Raw genomic sequence first — 16,607 nt, forward strand, 5'->3', positions numbered from 1 at the left:
TTTTTTGTGCAGACTGGCATAATGCCATCGTGACTGTGGTGGTGCTTGGGCAACCTACATATGACAAGGGGGAGCAGCATATTCTTGCGTGTTATTAAGTTTTGGCAACAGTGAAACCGACAAAAACGCCTTTTGATTTTGTTGTGACAAGTATGTAAACGCTTTATATTTGAGGCATGAACTACTTCTATTGAATCATGTCAACATATGATCATTTTGTAAAAGGAGGGTCAACGTATGGAGAGCGTGGCTACAAAGGACCAGGCCTCGGGAGGACTCCGGGTCGCGGTACAAAAGTTTGGTCGTTTCTTAAGTGCGATGGTCATGCCGAATATTGGGGCATTCATCGCGTGGGGATTGATTACTGCACTGTTCATTCCGACAGGCTGGCTGCCAAACGAGGATCTGGCTAAGCTGGTTGGGCCGATGATTACGTATCTATTGCCGCTCCTGATTGGCTATACCGGCGGGAAAATGGTTCATGATGTGCGAGGCGGTGTCGTTGGTGCCGTTGCCACGATGGGAGTAGTCGTTGGCGCCGATATTCCGATGTTTTTGGGCGCAATGATCATGGGACCACTTGGCGGATGGGTCATCAAAAAAGTGGACCAGATGTTGGAAGGGAAAATACCTTCTGGTTTTGAGATGCTGATAAACAACTTTTCAGCAGGAATTTTCGGAGCTTTGCTCGCGATGCTTGCATTCGGTGCGATTGGTCCGGTAGTAGTTGGGTTAAGTAAAGCGCTTGCGGCTGGAGTACAGGTGATTGTCAATGCAGGACTCTTGCCACTCGCGAGCATACTTGTTGAGCCGGCCAAGATTTTGTTTTTAAATAACGCGATCAATCATGGGATTTTAAGCCCGATTGGTCTTGATGAAGCTTCTAAAGTTGGTCAATCCATTTTCTTTTTGCTTGAGACAAATCCTGGGCCTGGATTGGGAATCCTATTGGCATACTGGCTGGCAGGCAAGGGCAATGCGAAGCAATCTGCTCCAGGCGCTGTAATTATCCACTTCTTTGGCGGAATCCATGAAATTTATTTCCCGTACATCCTGATGAATCCACGCCTGATTTTGGCGGTAATCGGCGGCGGAATGGCCGGTGTATTCACCTTCTCTTTACTGGGCGCGGGCCTCGTAGCGCCACCTTCCCCAGGCAGTATTTTTTCCTTGAGCGCGATGGCTCCACGCGGGGGATTGCTACCCGTACTTGCTGGCGTTGTTGCAGCGACTGTGGTTTCGTTTATCATTGCCTCTGCATTCCTGAAAATGGGCGGCAAGACTGAGGAAGATGATATCGAGAAAGCTACAGAAAAAATGCAGGAGCTAAAAGGTAAAAAGCAGGAAAAGGTAGAAGAGGAAGAAATTGCAGTAGCTGCAGCTACTGAAGCTGTGATCGCCACTGACGTGAAAAAGGTTGTATTTTCTTGCGATGCTGGGATGGGATCAAGTGCGATGGGAGCTGCGTCCTTGCGGAAGAAATTTAAAACAGCGGGCTTGGAGCATATCACGGTCATTAATACGGCCATTAACGACATTCCAGATGACGCAGACATTGTCATCACGCACAAATCGTTAACCGATCGAGCGCAAGTCAAAGCGCCTGAAGCTGAGCATATTTCAATTGATAACTTCTTGAATAGTCCGGAGTATGACAAGCTGGTCAAACGCCTCGGTTAAAGGGAATCAACGCTAGTGTGAGCTAGCGTTTTCCCTCTTTGTGTTAAGGAGGGGAGCAGAGCATGCAGATATCCTCGCGACAACGATCGATTATTGAAATTTTGATGCAGGAACAAAAAGGGGTAACGATTGGCTTCATTGCCGAGCATATCGGAGTGAGTCCGCGAACCATACACAGGGAACTCGAGGCAGTAGATGAGTTGCTTGCGGAATATGGAATGAAGCTGGTGCGAAAAGCAGGAGCTGGCGTAGAAATCGTGGGTACAGAGGAGCAGAAGCAGAGCTTGCAAACCTCTGTGTTACATCAGTCGACGACCGAGTTCATCGCTCAGGAGCGAAAGGTCATCATATTATGCTCGTTACTAGAAGCATCGGAGCCAGTCAAGCTCATCTCTCTAGCCATTGATTTAAAAGTGACGACAGCTACCATCAGTCATGACCTGGATGATTTGGAGGTCATGCTTGCCCGGTATGAGCTATCGCTTTTGCGCAAAAGAGGCTACGGCGTGGAGCTGCTCGGTACGGAATCTTCCAAGCGAAGGGTGATCAGCCGATTGATCTCTGAGCATTTGGACGACCATGAAATGATCGGGGTTATCAAAGAAAACATACAGAACAAAGCACTGCGAAATATTGACTCGATCTCGGAGCGCCTGCTTGGTCTGATTGACCGGGAAAAGCTGATCAAAGTAGAAAATGCGTTAAACAACCTGGAGGAAGATCTTCCCTACCATTTGGCTGACAGTGCCTATATCGGTCTGGTTACCCACTTGGCACTGGCTGTCGAGCGGGTGGAAAAGGGAGAGAATATCCATTTTGACGAAAAAACGTTGAGTGAGTTAATCAACACGTCCGAGTACCAGGCTGCGCAGCGTATCATGGAGCGGCTCCAGCTGATCTTTCACATGGAGATTCCCGCTGCTGAAGTCGGCTATATTACGATGCATTTGCGTGGAGCCAAGCTGCGTCATTCCCAGGATGACTCCTTTTGGCCGGAAAATACAGAGTTGATGGCGACTACCTACCGTCTAATCCAAGTATGTGAAGAGAGCCTGGGGGTACCACTGAAAGAGGATTCGTCCTTGTTTCATGGACTGCTTACTCATCTGGAGCCAGCCCTGTACAGATTGAAGCGCAAGATGGAGATTCGCAATCCGATCCTGGACCAGATCAAAACCAACTATCAAGAGCTGTTTTTGGTAGTAAAAGACGCAGTGGCGGCATTATTCCCGCAATTCGAGGTTCCTGACGAGGAGGTTGGTTATCTCGTCATGCATCTCGGAGCGGCGCTTGAGCGAACGCGTCAGGAGAAGCAGCGTTACAGGGCCCTCGTAGTCTGCTCGAGTGGAATCGGCTCGTCCAAGATATTAGCTACGCGTATCAAAAAGGAAATTCCCGAGATTGTCAGCCTCCAAAATTTGTCCATGTTCGATTTGGGGGACATCCCGGAAAGGGAGTACGATCTGATCATCTCGACCATTCCATTGCCGCTTTCGCCTCTGGATTATGTAGTGGTCAGCCCACTCTTGCCGCAGGAAGATATCCAGAAAATCAAATTTCATCTCCACAGCACAGGGGAGAAGTCGACTGCACCCAGAGTAATGAGTGTGGCTCCTAGCGGGAAAAAGTCGATCGAGCAGCTCAGGGCGATGCAAAACTACTCACGATACGCGAGTGAGATCGTAGAGGGCCTGCGGGTGCGGGTATGGGATAACCACGGGCTCGATTTACGTAGCCTTTTGCAAGAAATGAGTCAGGAATTAAAAGAGAGCCAAACGATCAAAGAAGCAGCTCCCGTCATGCAGCAGCTGCTGGATCGGGAAAAGCTTGGCGGATTGGGTATTCCAGGTACATCGATGGCATTATTTCACGGGAGAAATGACAACGTAATAAAAGTGTCCTTTACCATTCACAGGCTGCAGGAACCGCTTTTGCTCCGGTCTATGGATGAAGAACACATGTCCATTCATTTGTTACTAGTGATGATAGGCCCGAGGGACGTACCGCAAGAGGGTCTGGAAGTGTTAAGTGAGATCAGCTCACTCCTCATTGAAGAAGAGATGCAGAGTGTTTTGGAGACAGGAGAAACACAGCAAATTGCTGATTATATAGCAGATAAATTGTATGCGTTTTGCCAGAAAAAGATAGGATGGGAGAGAACATAATGAAAAACATACTGACAGCTGAGAAAATCATGTTGAATGCAAAGGTAGCAAGCAAAGAAGAGGCAATCCGACTGGCTGGTAATCTGCTTGTGCAGGCTGGTCATGTGACGGCGGCATATGTGGAGAAAATGCAAGAGCGAGAGCAGCTTGCTACAACGTATATCGGCAGTGGGGTTGCGATTCCGCACGGCACGAACGAATCGAAGCAGGAGATCCAATCTACAGGGATTTCGATTGTCCAGGTTCCTGAAGGGGTCGATTTCGGAGATGGAAATACCGCTTACTTGCTCGTGGGAATTGCGGCCGTTGGAGATGAGCATTTGGAGGTGCTCTCCAATATCGCGATCATTTGCTCCGAGGAGGAAAACGTCAAGCGGGTAGTGCAAGCGACGTCGGCTGATGAGATTATCGCCCTGTTCTCTGAGGAGGTGTAATCACTCATGCTAGCAGTCCATTTTGGAGCCGGAAATATAGGCCGAGGATTTATCGGTCAATTGCTGCATCAAGCGGGGTACGAGGTAGTGTTTGTCGACGTCAATACGGCTTTGGTCGATGAGTTGAACGAGCGAAAAGCGTATCGCGTGCAGCTGGCTACAGCAGGAAAACCTGAGTCAGTAGTAGAAAACGTCAGTGCACTCCATGGTGCTGATGTGGAAGCTGTTGCCCAGGCAATCGCTAACGCGGATCTCGTTACGACTGCAGTAGGTCCGCATATTCTCCCTCATATCGCGAGTGGGATCGCAGCAGGTATTTCGAAAAGGCTCGCCACCTCAAAGCGACCATTGAATGTCATTGCCTGCGAGAACATGATCGGGGGCAGTGCAGCACTGAAGGAGCATGTATACGGCTTTTTACCAGAGGCCGATCGGGTGTTAGCCGCAGAGAAAATCGGTTTTCCCAATGCCGCTGTAGACAGGATTGTCCCTTTGCAGCAGCACGATGACAAACTGTTGGTTATGGTGGAACCGTTTTTTGAATGGGCGGTGGATCAATCCCAGGTTATTGGGGAAAAGCCGCAAGTAGCAGGACTCACATATGTCGATGACCTGGCGCCATATATTGAACGAAAGCTGTTCACGGTAAATACCGGGCATGCTGTCATTGCCTATTTGGGCTATCAAATGGGATATGCAACGATCGACGCAGCGATCCAAAATACTGAGATTGGTAAAGCTACACGAGGAGCATTGAGCGAGACGAGTGCCTTGCTAGCGATCAAGCACGGCTTTGACGAGCAAGAGCATCAGCGCTACGTAGAAAAAATACTGGAGCGGTTTACGAATCCAATGCTGTCCGACGAGGTTACTCGCGTGGGACGCTCACCGATTCGCAAGCTTTCTGCGCAAGATCGTTTGGTCGGTCCAGCACTGCAATGTATCGAGCATGGGATTACTCCCGATTATTTAGGCTTGGCTATTGCAGCCGCACTTCAGTTCGACTATCAAGAAGATGCAGAAGCGGTGCGTATACAAGCAGACAAAAACGAGTTCGGCTGGGAATATACATTACACAATTGTACAGGTATTCCGACGGGTCATTCGTTAGAAGAAGTGGTACGCAGGCAGGCTCGTTTGTTACAGGAATGGACTAGTACACATTGAGGAGAGGTGAGTGTGGAAATGTCGCAAAAAATCATTGGGGTAAAGGCTTCTACTGGAATCGCAATCGGCAAGGCATTTTTGCTGGCGGCTCCTGATTTTCAGATCAAAATGGTTGCCATAGAAGACACAGCGAGTGAGATCAAGCGTTTTAAAGCGGCATTGGAGAGTGCCAAGCTTGATTTGCAAGGCATTGTTACTCGTGTGGAACAAGAAATGGGCGATGATCATGCGGATATTTTCAAGGCTCATCTCCTCGTTCTCGAAGACCCTGAGCTGGTCGATACAGTAAAAGAGAAGATCGAGCAGGAAAAGGTCAACGCCGAGAGTGCCGTAAGCGACGTTGCCCAAGTCTTTATCGGCCTGTTCGAACAGATGGATGATGAATACATGCGTGAGCGAGCAGCGGATATCCGCGATGTGACGAAGCGTATCGTGTCACATTTGCTCGGTATATCATTCGCGGGTCCAGGCGAACTGACGGAAGAAGTCATCGTGGTAGCGGAGGACCTGACCCCATCAGATACAGCCCAGCTGGATCGCCAGTTTGTCAAAGGCTTCGTAACAGATATCGGTGGACGGACCTCCCATTCCGCTATCATGGCACGATCGCTTGAGATTCCAGCAGTAGTAGGGACGCGTGTCATCACAGGCGTGGTTGAGCCTGGTACAACGATTATTTTGGACGGGCATGAAGGAATCGTCATTATTGATCCGAGTCCAGAAGAAGTGGCCGACTATGAACGCAAGCAGGCTGAATATGCCGGACGAAGAGCAGAGCTGACAAAGCTGGTGCATGAGAAGACGTTGACAACAGACCAGCATTATGTGGAGCTGGCCGCCAATATCGGCAGTCCTGACGATTTGGCAGGAGTACTGGCAAATGGCGCAGAAGGAGTAGGGCTTTTTCGTACCGAATTTCTTTATATGGGACGCGATGATTTCCCGACGGAAGAAGAACAGTTTCTCGCCTATAAACAAGTGCTTGAGCAGATGGGAGGAAAGCCTGTCGTTATTCGTACGTTGGACATCGGCGGTGACAAGCAGCTTTCCTATTTGCCTATGCCAGAGGAACTGAATCCGTTTCTCGGTTTCCGGGCGATTCGCTTGTGTCTGGACAACCAGGAGCTATTCCGTACCCAACTGCGTGCTCTTCTGCGTGCCAGTGTCTATGGCAACCTGAAAATCATGTTCCCCATGATTGCTACTTTGGAGGAATTCCGACAGGCGAAGCAGATCTTGGAGGAAGAGAAAAAAGGCTTGCTAGAAAAAGGTATAGCTGTATCTGATCGCTACGAAGCGGGTATCATGATTGAGATCCCTGCTGCAGCGATGATGGCAGATCAGCTGGCACGAGAGGTAGACTTTTTTAGCATCGGCACCAATGACCTGATTCAATATACAATGGCTGCGGACCGAATGAATGAGCGCGTCGCCTATCTCTATCAGCCGTACCATCCTGCTGTTCTGCGCTTGATCTACAATGTCATCAAGGCAGCCCATGCTAATAGCAAATGGGTGGGGATGTGTGGCGAAATGGCAGGCGATTCGATAGCGATACCGATCCTGCTTGGCTTTGGTCTCGATGAGTTCAGTATGAGTGCCGGCAGTATTTTGCCAGCGCGCCAGCAGATCAGTCGACTCAGTCTGGAGGAAGCATCACAGCATACGGAAGCCATCTTATCCATGAGCACGTCTGAGCAGGTAGAAGCATTCGTGAAGAAAGTGCTTAATCAAAATGACATCTGAGGAGGTACAGCACGATGGTGGAGAAGAAAATTGTCGTTCAGCTAGCGCATGGTCTGCATGCACGACCTGCGGCTACTTTTGTAAAAGTGGCTACGACGTTTGCGAGTGAAATCAAAATCGTGAAAAAAGAAAAGACCGTCAATGGAAAAAGCATTATGGGCATCATGTCCTCCGCAATTGCAAAAGGCGATGAAATTACATTGATGGCAGATGGAGCAGACGAGCAGGAAGCCATCAGCGCATTGGAAAAGGTGCTCTTGGAGCAAGAATAATCAAGGAGTTTTCTCCACTTCGCTGTGGACAATTCCGGTTATAATTAAAAAGGCAGCTATCTTCCGTTCAGGAGGTGGCCGCCTTTTTCAGTTATCCACACTTCACTTTGGGAGAACCGTTAGCCGGGAGTGAGCCGCTTTTGTTCTCGTTGCTCCTGAAGCAGCGCCTCCATCTGCAGTCGAATGCGTTCTGAGTGGGGAGTTGCGTACGCTGGAGAGGCCAGATTGTACGCTTCCAAAGGGTCAGATGTCAGATTGTATAATTCATATTCATCGGGTATTGCCATGTTATTTGTGGATAAATTGTTATTGTCAGAGGCGGAGTACCGGGAATATTTCCACAGGCTTTCTTTTTCGTCGTGATAGAGGCGAGCGATGACCGTTTCTATGCGATTGGGAGGAATAACAGCGTGGTAGGGCTGAAGAAATACGCTGACCTGATGCTGTCCCTTGGTCACATCGTCCTCGGTCATAAAATAGAGACACTCTGGATATGTAGGACATGTAGCATCTTCCCCGAGGATGAGGGGGGTAAGATCCCGCCCAACGAGATGCCGTGCCTCACTATGGGTTTGCTTGAGTAGCTTGGTGATAGCGGGAGTATCTGCTCCAATCAGGCTGAGCAGGGTGGGGAGTATGTCTACATGGCTTGTCAGCTGATCTGTATAAAATGGCTGTGGAAAAAGAAGCGGATTGTGGATAATAAAGGGAACGTGAATGCTTTCCTCATAAGCACAATAAAATTTTTGATGGAGATTCCCATGTGCGCCGAGTAGTTCCCCGTGATCAGACGTAAAAATGATGATGGTTTCGTTGTAAAAGGAGGTTTGGGAAATCGCCTCCAGTACATGCATCACTTCTTGATCAGCGTTTTGCTGAAGCTGAAAGTACAGGCGGCGATAAAACTCGAGGTTGCTGATCGGCTGAAAAGCTTGCGGGAAAACATCGCGATAGCTTGCTTGGCAGCGAGGCTTCGTGGCGAGTGATTCATCTTGGGTAGGAGGCGGAAGGACGTCAGGAACAGAATGATCAACATGAAAGCGAAAAAAAGGTAGACGAGCAGTTACATCACCATAGAGGACGATGTCATGTGGATTGACAAAAGATGCGACAATCAGCCAGGGCTGGTACGAGTCGGGGTGATCCAGCTCGTCTTTTTCCTCTTCTAGCTGTTGGATTAATTCAACGACCTCGGTACGGTAGATCACATCCCGGCCGTTCACCCCGATCGCAGCAGATGACCCGGAATTATGAGGAGCCCTCCCGTGCGGCTCTGGACCGATCCAGCCTGAAAAGCCGTACCCGTCCAAGCGATCAGCAAGCAAATACAAGCGCTCTTTTTCCGGGTCGGGTACTCCGGTTCCGGGCGTGTAGCTGCGAACGGGAATATGGGTTCCGGGTATCCAGATATCAGGGTCAGTAAAATGCCATTTGCCTTTGTAAAACGTACGATAACCAGCTGCCCGGAAATAATTACCCATGGTTGGAACCGTATTTCTGTCCAGCCAAAACATATCGCTGTCTGCCGACCGTTTGGCTCCGCCCGTGGTTTGGGAAACGCCGTGCAAAGAAGGGTACTGCCCCGTAAATAATGTCGCTCTGCTTGGTGAACAGGCAGTAGCTCCGACGTAGTGACGTGTGAATTCAAGTCCGTGCCTGCGCAAAAACGAATGGGCGTGGAGAACTTCCTGTCTCCATGCCGTAATAGCAGGTTCCTCATACACAGGTGGATAACGTTCTTCATCCACCATAATAAACAGGATATTTGGTCGCCTGTAAAACGGTTTTCTCAACATGTGGATGCCCCCAAGAAAAGATAATCACACCGTTATCAACATATGGGGATAACCTTTGTCCTTATCCATTAGAAAATCTCGGGTTATCCCCAAGTCCAATAGCGAAAGTCTACATCTTTCCTGCACAAAAAAATCTTCGCCACAAGCAGATTCCGGGCGAAGATAAGCAGACCATTTTATACGTGTCACAGCATTTCTTAAATCAATACATACGATAGGACAGAGAGCAGAATTGAAGTGATCGACATGGCAATCAGTGGACGTGCCGCTTTTGTGCGCAGCGCACGCAAATTCACGTTTAGCCCAAGACCCACCATCGCCATCGTCAGAACAAATGTCGTTACATTGGCTACACCCGTATTGAACGCTTCAGAAACAGGAATCTGTTTGCCGAGTACGTAGCTGCCGAAAAGACTCATGGCCAGAAAGCCGATCAAGAACCAGGGAAACTCGATTTTGGTGCCGCTTTGAATTTTACCGGTTCGTTTCATCCAGAACATCAAGATAAAACAGAGCGGGACAAGCAGTAGCACGCGGCCCAATTTTGCCAAAAGACCGATTGCCAGACCATCCTGTCCAGCAGGTGCAGCAGCCAGCGCTACATGGGCAATTTCATGCAGACTAATTCCCGACCACATGCCGTAATCTACCGCTGACATGGGCAAAAACGGGCGCAGCACGGTATAGCCGACGGCAAACACCGTTCCGACCAAAGCAATAATGCCTACGCCGATAGCGGTATCCTCATCTTTTGCCTGGATAATAGGAGAAACGGCGGCGATGGCAGCGGCCCCGCACACTCCAGTACCTACTCCGAGCATGAGGGAGAGGGATGGCTCTGCCTTCATCCATTTTGCAAGCAGCATGGTGAGGGCGATAGCGAAAATAATTACACCTACGTCATAGACGAGTAGACCGAGACCTTGGTGAAGCACGACGTCAATATTTAGCTTGAGACCGTACAAAATGATGGCAAGACGCAATAAACGTTTGGCAGAGAACTGAATGCCTGATCGCAGAGCCTCGGGATATCCCCAAAATTGGCGATAGGCGACCGCAATCAGGATCGCACAAGCCAAAGGACCGACTCGATCAAAGCCAGGAACACGAGATAGTCCATACCCGAGCAGGGCGACTACAAAAGTAAAGGCGACGCCACCGATCCATAACGAGAGGGAAGACACTTTGCTTCCTTGGGGTTTTCCGGACTGTGCAGCTGCACTGCTGTTGTTCAATGGCACGCTGTCTTTCAGCTGAGTGGCCATTGCAATCACTCCTCGAAAAGATTTACAACCTCAGAATAAAACAATTGCTATAATAAGAAAAATAAATCATTGCGATAGTCACGATAAGCATTAACTTATTATTGATGAAAAGGACGAGGTGATGCAGCATGGATCAGCAGCTACTCGTTTTTGTGACAGTGGCAGACAGGCAAAACTTTTCGCGAGCAGCCGAAGAACTGCACATGACCCAGCCTGCCGTTAGCCAGTACATTCTATCCTTGGAGCGAGCAGTGGGAACGAAGCTTTTGGAGCGCAGCAACAAATATGTTCGCTTGAATAAGGCAGGAGAAATCGTTTACCATCACGCACGGGAGATTCTCGGGTTGTACACACGTATGCAGAGTCTGGTGGACGATTTGATGAATACGCCAAGTGGTCATTTGACCATTGGTGCCAGCTACACCTACGGTGAATACGTGCTGCCTCATGTCATCGCGCGCATGCAGGAGCACTATCCGTTGATTACTCCGACGATAACGATCCACAATTCCACTGTGATCACCGAGCTTGTAGCGAATCGGCAATTGGATGTCGGAATAGTGGAAGGAGAGCTTGTGCATGAAAAGATGTGTGTCGAGCCATTTGCTGATGACCGCATGTTTCTGATTGTGTCTCCAGCGCACCACTTGGCAAATAAAGAAGAGGTAAGCGTCGCTGAGCTCTTTGACGAAACCTGGATTATTCGAGAAGAAGGCTCGGGTACAAGAGAAGCCGCAGAAAAAATGTTTCGCATGCTGCAGATTCAACCTAAAAAACGGATGGAATTCGGGAGCACCCAAGTCATCAAGGAATCGGTGGAGGCTGGTCTGGGCATCAGTCTGCTTTCATACTGGGCGATTCGTAAAGAACGCAAGCTAGGTACTCTTTGCACGCTGAAGGTAGCGGGTACACCAGTGACACGAGATTTTTCTCTAGTGACAAAAACAAACGAGTTTCATACAAAAGCATTAGATATTTTTATGGATCTCATACGCACGCATTTGCCAGAAGGTGCATATACTTAAATCAAGGAAGCAGCACGCGTGATTACACGTGCTGCTTCCCCTTTTTTGAACGCTTATAACAGACTTATTTCACGGTGATAGTTCCTGTCATGAAGGTATGCGGCTTGCAGTAGATGGAATACACGCCTGATTTTGAAAAGGTTATGGTGTAAGTTGCATTTTGTTTGATGGGACCACTATCAAATGAGCCGTCTGTCGCAGTGACGGTATGGACTACATCATCGAGGTTGGTAAAGGTAACTGTTGCTCCTTTTTCGACAGTGATCGAGCCGGGGGAGAAGGAAAATGATTGAATGTTTACCTGATAACTTTTAGCAACTGGAGCAGGAGCTGCCGATGCGTGAGACGATGGAGCTGTAGAATCTGATGATGGCGCAGTAGCCGTTTCCTGTACCGTGCTGTGGGATGTCGTTTCATGGACTGATTTTGTCGCTGTTTTAAAATGGATCACTTGTTTTATCTCAGGTGAAATAGGCTTGTGGTCATTGCCAACCAGCTGTACGGTCAATTTGTGAGACCCAGGAGGGACGTTATCAAAGACGGCAGGCTCACCATTGATCATCTTATAAGCGAGCTTGGGATCTGATGGATCGGTATCGAGCCAAACATGGATGTGTCCCTGTCCTGCCATAGTTTGCGCATGTTGGCGGAAATCTGCTAACTGATGGTGAAAAGCGGTGACGGCTACTTTTACCTGGTCGGAGTACAAGATGTCACCATTTGCAGGGGAAATGATGAGGAAAGAGGGCTTTTGAGGAGAAGTCAGAGAAATCGAGTTGGAGGCTTTGTCAAATGCTACCTCCATCCCGAGTTGATCTGCAAGAAAACGGACTGGTACATAAGGCACACCATGAACAAGCGAAGCGGGTGTGTCTGCTGTAATGGAACCACCGTTGATCTTGACTGCTTGGCTATTTACAGTAAATAGATACGTATTTGTATCTTTTTTAATGGTGATCGTTTTTGCTGCTTGATCATAGGCAGCACTAGCTCCGACAGCTTGGGCGATGTCGTTTGCCGGAACCAGCGCATGGCTGTTAGATATGAACAATGCTTCGTTTCCAAGGATTGTTTTTCCGTCTACCTTGATAGTCATAGCAGCAGAAGGCACGAGTGTAGCTGCACTTGCCCAGCCAATCCCAAGAGCGCCTGTCAGCAGTATGCCAATAAGTAAAAGAATGACCGATTTTTTCATCATAAATCCCCTCCAAGTCTCTTCTAAATGATTTCGACTTAGGTAACGTTGAGGAGGGGATAGCGGTTTGCTGCTTTGCTTATGTGCCCAACACTTTTTTTCCGCGAGGCTGGCTTCCGGTTTCATCTGGCTCTAGCGTGATGCCGATTGCTTCAAACGGCAGAGACGGATCGTGCATTTCGTAGGCGAGTAGGCCCGTCCCTTGATTGTCTACACGAAAGACACCCGCACTGTGCCTTTTGCCATCGTGAATCAACCAGACCTGATATGCTTCTGTTCCTTGCGTGGCAGCAAGCCCCTGGAGATGAAAAACGAGTATTCTTTTCTCGCTCTGGTCATACATCCAGGCAATTCCCCTAGATGAAGCAGTGGCGTCCGCAGTCGCTTGCAGGGAATACGATTGTACCACCTGGGTAGGCTGTGAGAATTCCCTCGAGGCGAGCAATTGTTGACGTAGCGACAGGTTATTCCAGATCACTCCGATTAAAGCGAGCGCCAAGCCGATTACGACAAATCGCGTGGCAGCAGGTCTCCATTTGGCTGTAAAGGTGTCCGCGCGCTGCTTCCAGGTTTTATGGGTCTTTTCGTTTGGTGCAAAAATCGCAGCCATTACTTGATCTTTCAGATCAGCAGGCACATCCACGTTTTGTGGCTGATACGGTATTTGGTAAGGTATCAATTCCCAAGCCTCCCGCAATTCAATCACTTCTTGTCGGCAAAGCGGACAAGTCGCGATATGCTCCTCAAGGATGTGCTTCTGATTATCTGTGCATTCCCCAATTGCATACGAAATCAGATCGTCTGAAAAAGAACAGCGGTTACGGTTATCCACGTTTTACCCCTCCATCTCTGGTATCAGGTGGTTCCGCAAGATTTTCAACGTTTGGTGTAGGCGGCTTTTGATAGTGCCGAGCGGTTCATTCCGCATCTGTGCAATTTCACTAAGCGAATAGCCCTCCCAATACAGCGACTGAATCAGTTCAATCTGGCTTTGAGAGAGATATTTGTATGCCTGTTCCATCTGTTCACGAATCAGCTTGCGGGAGAGGACGTCGGCTGGATTGTTGGCCGGATGGTCCGGGATATGCTCCCATTTGTCGGGGGAGACGGGAACGAAACGCTGATTCCGCTTTTCACGGCGAAGATGGTCGATCGTAATGTTTCGGGTAATCGTAATCAGCCAGTTTACAAACTGCCCCTTTTCAGCGCTGTAGCCCGACTCCGATGTCCACAGACGAGTAAATACTGCCTGAACAATAATTCTGGCATGCTGCTCGTCTTGCGTGCTTTTCAAAGCAAAAGAGTAGACTAGCTTAATGTAGCGGTCATATAGTTCCTCTAGTGCTGGACGGTGTTTTTGCATGACGAGTTGCATTAAGTCCGCGTCACTCCAGTTTTGCATGAGACAGGCACACCTCTTTTCCCCCCTGATCTCTACTTCTTTCTCTAGGAAACGATTTTGTTGTGCGATCGGTTCGATTCTCCCTAAAAGTTTTTGGGTGCGGGTGAGATGCTAAGAGTGAGGCGAAAAACTGTACCTGCCTCGCTGCTTCGGACCAATTCCACGTTGCCTTGATGAGCTTTGGCAAGCAGCCTGGAAATCGTCAGTCCCAAGCCGAGTCCATGCTTTTTCTTTCGCTTGCTATCTCCGCGATAATATCGCTCGAAAATGAACGGTGCTTCTGATTCCGGGATGCCCCTGCCGTTGTCAATAACGTCGATGATGAATTGATCACCCAGTTTTTCCGCAATGATCTGAATTTGTGTCGCTTTGGCGGCAGCGCTGTTTCCAAGCAGATTGAGCAAGATTTGCTTGATATGTGATTCATCTCCGGTCCAGACGAGATCAGTAGGTTGGAGAGAGGCGCTTACTTCAATATCTGCAAAGGAAGACAGTGTGTTCACCTGCGAAATCAATTGATCGAAAAGTTCCGATACGTTTATTTCCTTGTTTTCCGCGTGAACGGCCCCTGCCTCCATAGAGGAAAAATCAAGCAGGTCATTGACCATCGTTTGCAAGCGCTTGGCTTCATCCATGCTGATTTGCATGAATTCATCTGCATCAGTTCCGCTTACGACCCCGTCCTTTACTGCCTGTATCATGCCGCGAATCGATGTGACTGGAGTACGCAGCTCATGAGAGACGCCAGCGAGCAAATCCGTACGCATTCGTTCCAGCTGACCCAGGCGATTCGCCATCTCATCGAAAGATACGATCAACTGACTGATTTCTGACTCCTTGATTCGCGAAGCATCAGGCAAAGCGGGTTCATAGTTGCCAGCAGAAATTTGCTCGGCAGCCAGTGCCAGCTGTCGCAGCGGCTGGGTCAGGGAGCGTGACAAGACATAAACAATGCCCCAGCCACACAAGGTAATGATCCCGATAGATACCATGATGGTGATATACGTATGGACGAGATCATTATTAAGCCGCGTGCTCACATAATACGTACCGGCTACTTCATTTTGCAGATAGTAAGGTATACCTACACGCAGCCAGGTAGCGTCATTTGTAGCGATGATTTCGCGTGTTTCCATTTTTTTATTGGCAGGTGTAATCGGAGTTGGCAGCACAACCTTTGTTGCAGGAGTCACGGCAGTCAAGTTCTTGAGCTGCAAGTTGGACAGATTAGAGATTTGAACCACATGATCCATTGGAATGTCGGGCATGGCTGTCGCAGCAAAAGCAGCTGATGTCGTGGGAACTGCTTGAGCCGATTGGACCAGCGGGATCGAGGGCTGAAGTGTTTCTATAGGTGAAATCGTAAAGGTTTTTGCAAAAGCTACCTTGGAATACGAATCAGCCAACAGCTGCGTTCTTGCTTCCAATACAGCAAACTGCTGCTCGGTGGCATTTTTATTAATCCAGTAAATGCCGAAAAAGCCAATCCCGAGTAGCATGATCGACAATATCATCGCATAGCGCCAGGTCCAGTAGCGCAAGAGAGGCACTGGCGACTTGGGCTTAGAGCTTCGTTTAATAAACACGCAGACTGTACCCCATTCCTCTGATTGTAGTGATTTCACCCTCGCTGCTCGGCCATTGCAGCAAGCTCTTGCGCAAACGTTTGACAGCAGTATCCACAGCGCGATCTCCCCCGTCAAAATCCATTCCCCATACCTGGTCCAAAAGCTGATCGCGACTGAAGCACTGATTGGGGTGACGCGCCATAAAAGCAAGCAGCTGCCAGTCGCGCGGCATCAACGAAACAGGTTCTTTTCCGAGGAGTACGTTTTGTGCCGAAAAGTCAATCGACAGCATTCCGAGTCTGACGATATCTGCTTCAGCGAGATAGGAGGAACGGCGCAGCACAGCTTGTACTCTGGCAAGAACCTCTTCGGGATCAAAAGGCTTGGCAATATAGTCATCCGCGCCTTGGGACAAGCCCTGAAGCTTGTCAGGTACCGTACCGCGGGCAGTTATGATGATCACGGGGCAGCTGTTGTACTGACGAATTTGATCGAGTATTTCCAGTCCGTCGTGGTTCGGGAGCATGAGATCAAGCAAAACCAGATCGGGCCTCCAGGAGAGAAAGGTCTGGAGAGAATCCTGATTTCCGTCATTCCAATTGACTTCATAGCCGGCTCGTTGCAGATAGACCTGCATCAGGCGAGCAATCGGCATTTCATCTTCAATGATATAAATTCGTTTCACGTGTTTACGACCTCTTTTCTAACCGGTCCATATTGGATTGCTATCATCATAGCAAGGCAATGGGGTATTTGGTCTGCCATCATTTGTTAAGCAGCGCATCTATCTACGATAAACATGGATTTTCTATTGTACGAGATCTGTGTGTCTGAAATATGGCGAAGCCGTCCTGCGGTGTGGCTGGTTGACAAAAGTAAGAAGGACGAGGTA

Annotated in this window: 14 protein-coding genes; 7 read left to right on the forward strand and 7 right to left on the reverse strand. The window is 48.9% G+C overall.

Going from position 1 to position 16,607, the window contains the following annotated elements; all coding sequences use genetic code 11:
* Positions 1-237 precede the first annotated feature (237 nt).
* The 6 genes from SB752_RS12010 (at position 238) to SB752_RS12035 (ending at position 7,464) form a co-directional block, all read left to right on the forward strand.
* The gene (locus SB752_RS12010) at positions 238-1,680 is read left to right on the forward strand and encodes a PTS mannitol transporter subunit IIBC (protein ID WP_410715878.1); all 1,443 of its coding nucleotides are present in this window, start codon (positions 238-240) and stop codon (positions 1,678-1,680) included.
* Between the two features lie 62 nt (positions 1,681-1,742).
* The gene (locus SB752_RS12015) at positions 1,743-3,845 is read left to right on the forward strand and encodes a BglG family transcription antiterminator (protein WP_410715879.1); all 2,103 of its coding nucleotides are present in this window, start codon (positions 1,743-1,745) and stop codon (positions 3,843-3,845) included.
* A complete protein-coding gene (locus tag SB752_RS12020; protein ID WP_410715880.1) occupies positions 3,845-4,279 on the forward strand; it encodes a PTS mannitol transporter subunit IIA in 435 nt (144 codons plus the stop codon). Before SB752_RS12015 ends, SB752_RS12020 begins: the two co-directional genes overlap by 1 nt.
* 6 nt (positions 4,280-4,285) lie before the next feature.
* The gene (locus SB752_RS12025; protein ID WP_410715881.1) at positions 4,286-5,446 is read left to right on the forward strand and encodes a mannitol-1-phosphate 5-dehydrogenase; all 1,161 of its coding nucleotides are present in this window, start codon (positions 4,286-4,288) and stop codon (positions 5,444-5,446) included.
* A gap of 18 nt (positions 5,447-5,464) precedes the next feature.
* Positions 5,465-7,192 carry a phosphoenolpyruvate--protein phosphotransferase gene (ptsP, locus tag SB752_RS12030; protein WP_410716058.1) on the forward strand — a complete coding sequence of 576 codons (1,728 nt, stop codon included), beginning with the start codon at positions 5,465-5,467 and terminating at the stop codon, positions 7,190-7,192.
* 14 nt (positions 7,193-7,206) lie between these two features.
* Positions 7,207-7,464, forward strand: coding sequence for an HPr family phosphocarrier protein (locus tag SB752_RS12035; protein ID WP_410715882.1), 258 nt, complete (start codon positions 7,207-7,209; stop codon positions 7,462-7,464).
* A gap of 119 nt (positions 7,465-7,583) precedes the next feature.
* Here the strand turns inward: SB752_RS12035 and SB752_RS12040 are convergent, their stop codons facing one another.
* The gene (locus tag SB752_RS12040) at positions 7,584-9,260 is read right to left on the reverse strand and encodes a sulfatase family protein (protein ID WP_410715883.1); all 1,677 of its coding nucleotides are present in this window, start codon (positions 9,258-9,260) and stop codon (positions 7,584-7,586) included.
* A 197-nt stretch (positions 9,261-9,457) separates the two neighbouring features.
* A complete protein-coding gene (locus tag SB752_RS12045; RefSeq protein ID WP_410715884.1) occupies positions 9,458-10,525 on the reverse strand; it encodes a YeiH family protein in 1,068 nt (355 codons plus the stop codon).
* 128 nt (positions 10,526-10,653) lie between these two features.
* Here SB752_RS12045 and SB752_RS12050 point away from each other — a divergent pair, with 128 nt between their 5' ends.
* Complete coding sequence (locus tag SB752_RS12050) at positions 10,654-11,550, forward strand: LysR family transcriptional regulator (RefSeq protein WP_410715885.1); 897 nt, start codon at positions 10,654-10,656, stop codon at positions 11,548-11,550.
* Positions 11,551-11,614: 64 nt separating this feature from the next.
* On the opposite strand, the gene SB752_RS12055 is transcribed toward SB752_RS12050, so the two are convergent.
* The 5 genes from SB752_RS12055 to SB752_RS12075 form a co-directional block, all read right to left on the reverse strand.
* Positions 11,615-12,748, reverse strand: a complete 1,134-nt coding sequence (locus SB752_RS12055) for a stalk domain-containing protein (RefSeq protein ID WP_410715886.1) — start codon at positions 12,746-12,748, stop codon at positions 11,615-11,617.
* Between the two features lie 76 nt (positions 12,749-12,824).
* Entirely contained in the window at positions 12,825-13,577 is a 753-nt protein-coding gene (locus SB752_RS12060) for an anti-sigma factor (RefSeq protein ID WP_410715887.1), read from the reverse strand.
* 3 nt (positions 13,578-13,580) lie between these two features.
* On the reverse strand, positions 13,581-14,147 hold the full coding sequence (locus SB752_RS12065) for an RNA polymerase sigma factor (RefSeq protein WP_410715888.1): 567 nt from the start codon (positions 14,145-14,147) through the stop codon (positions 13,581-13,583).
* 83 nt (positions 14,148-14,230) lie between these two features.
* Complete coding sequence (locus tag SB752_RS12070) at positions 14,231-15,733, reverse strand: sensor histidine kinase (protein ID WP_410715889.1); 1,503 nt, start codon at positions 15,731-15,733, stop codon at positions 14,231-14,233.
* Positions 15,723-16,400 carry a response regulator transcription factor gene (locus SB752_RS12075; protein ID WP_410715890.1) on the reverse strand — a complete coding sequence of 226 codons (678 nt, stop codon included), beginning with the start codon at positions 16,398-16,400 and terminating at the stop codon, positions 15,723-15,725. Before SB752_RS12075 ends, SB752_RS12070 begins: the two co-directional genes overlap by 11 nt.
* Between the last annotated feature and the right edge of the window lie 207 nt (positions 16,401-16,607).

Source organism: Brevibacillus sp. SIMBA_040 (assembly GCF_046535075.1).
Lineage (GTDB): Bacteria > Bacillota > Bacilli > Brevibacillales > Brevibacillaceae > Brevibacillus.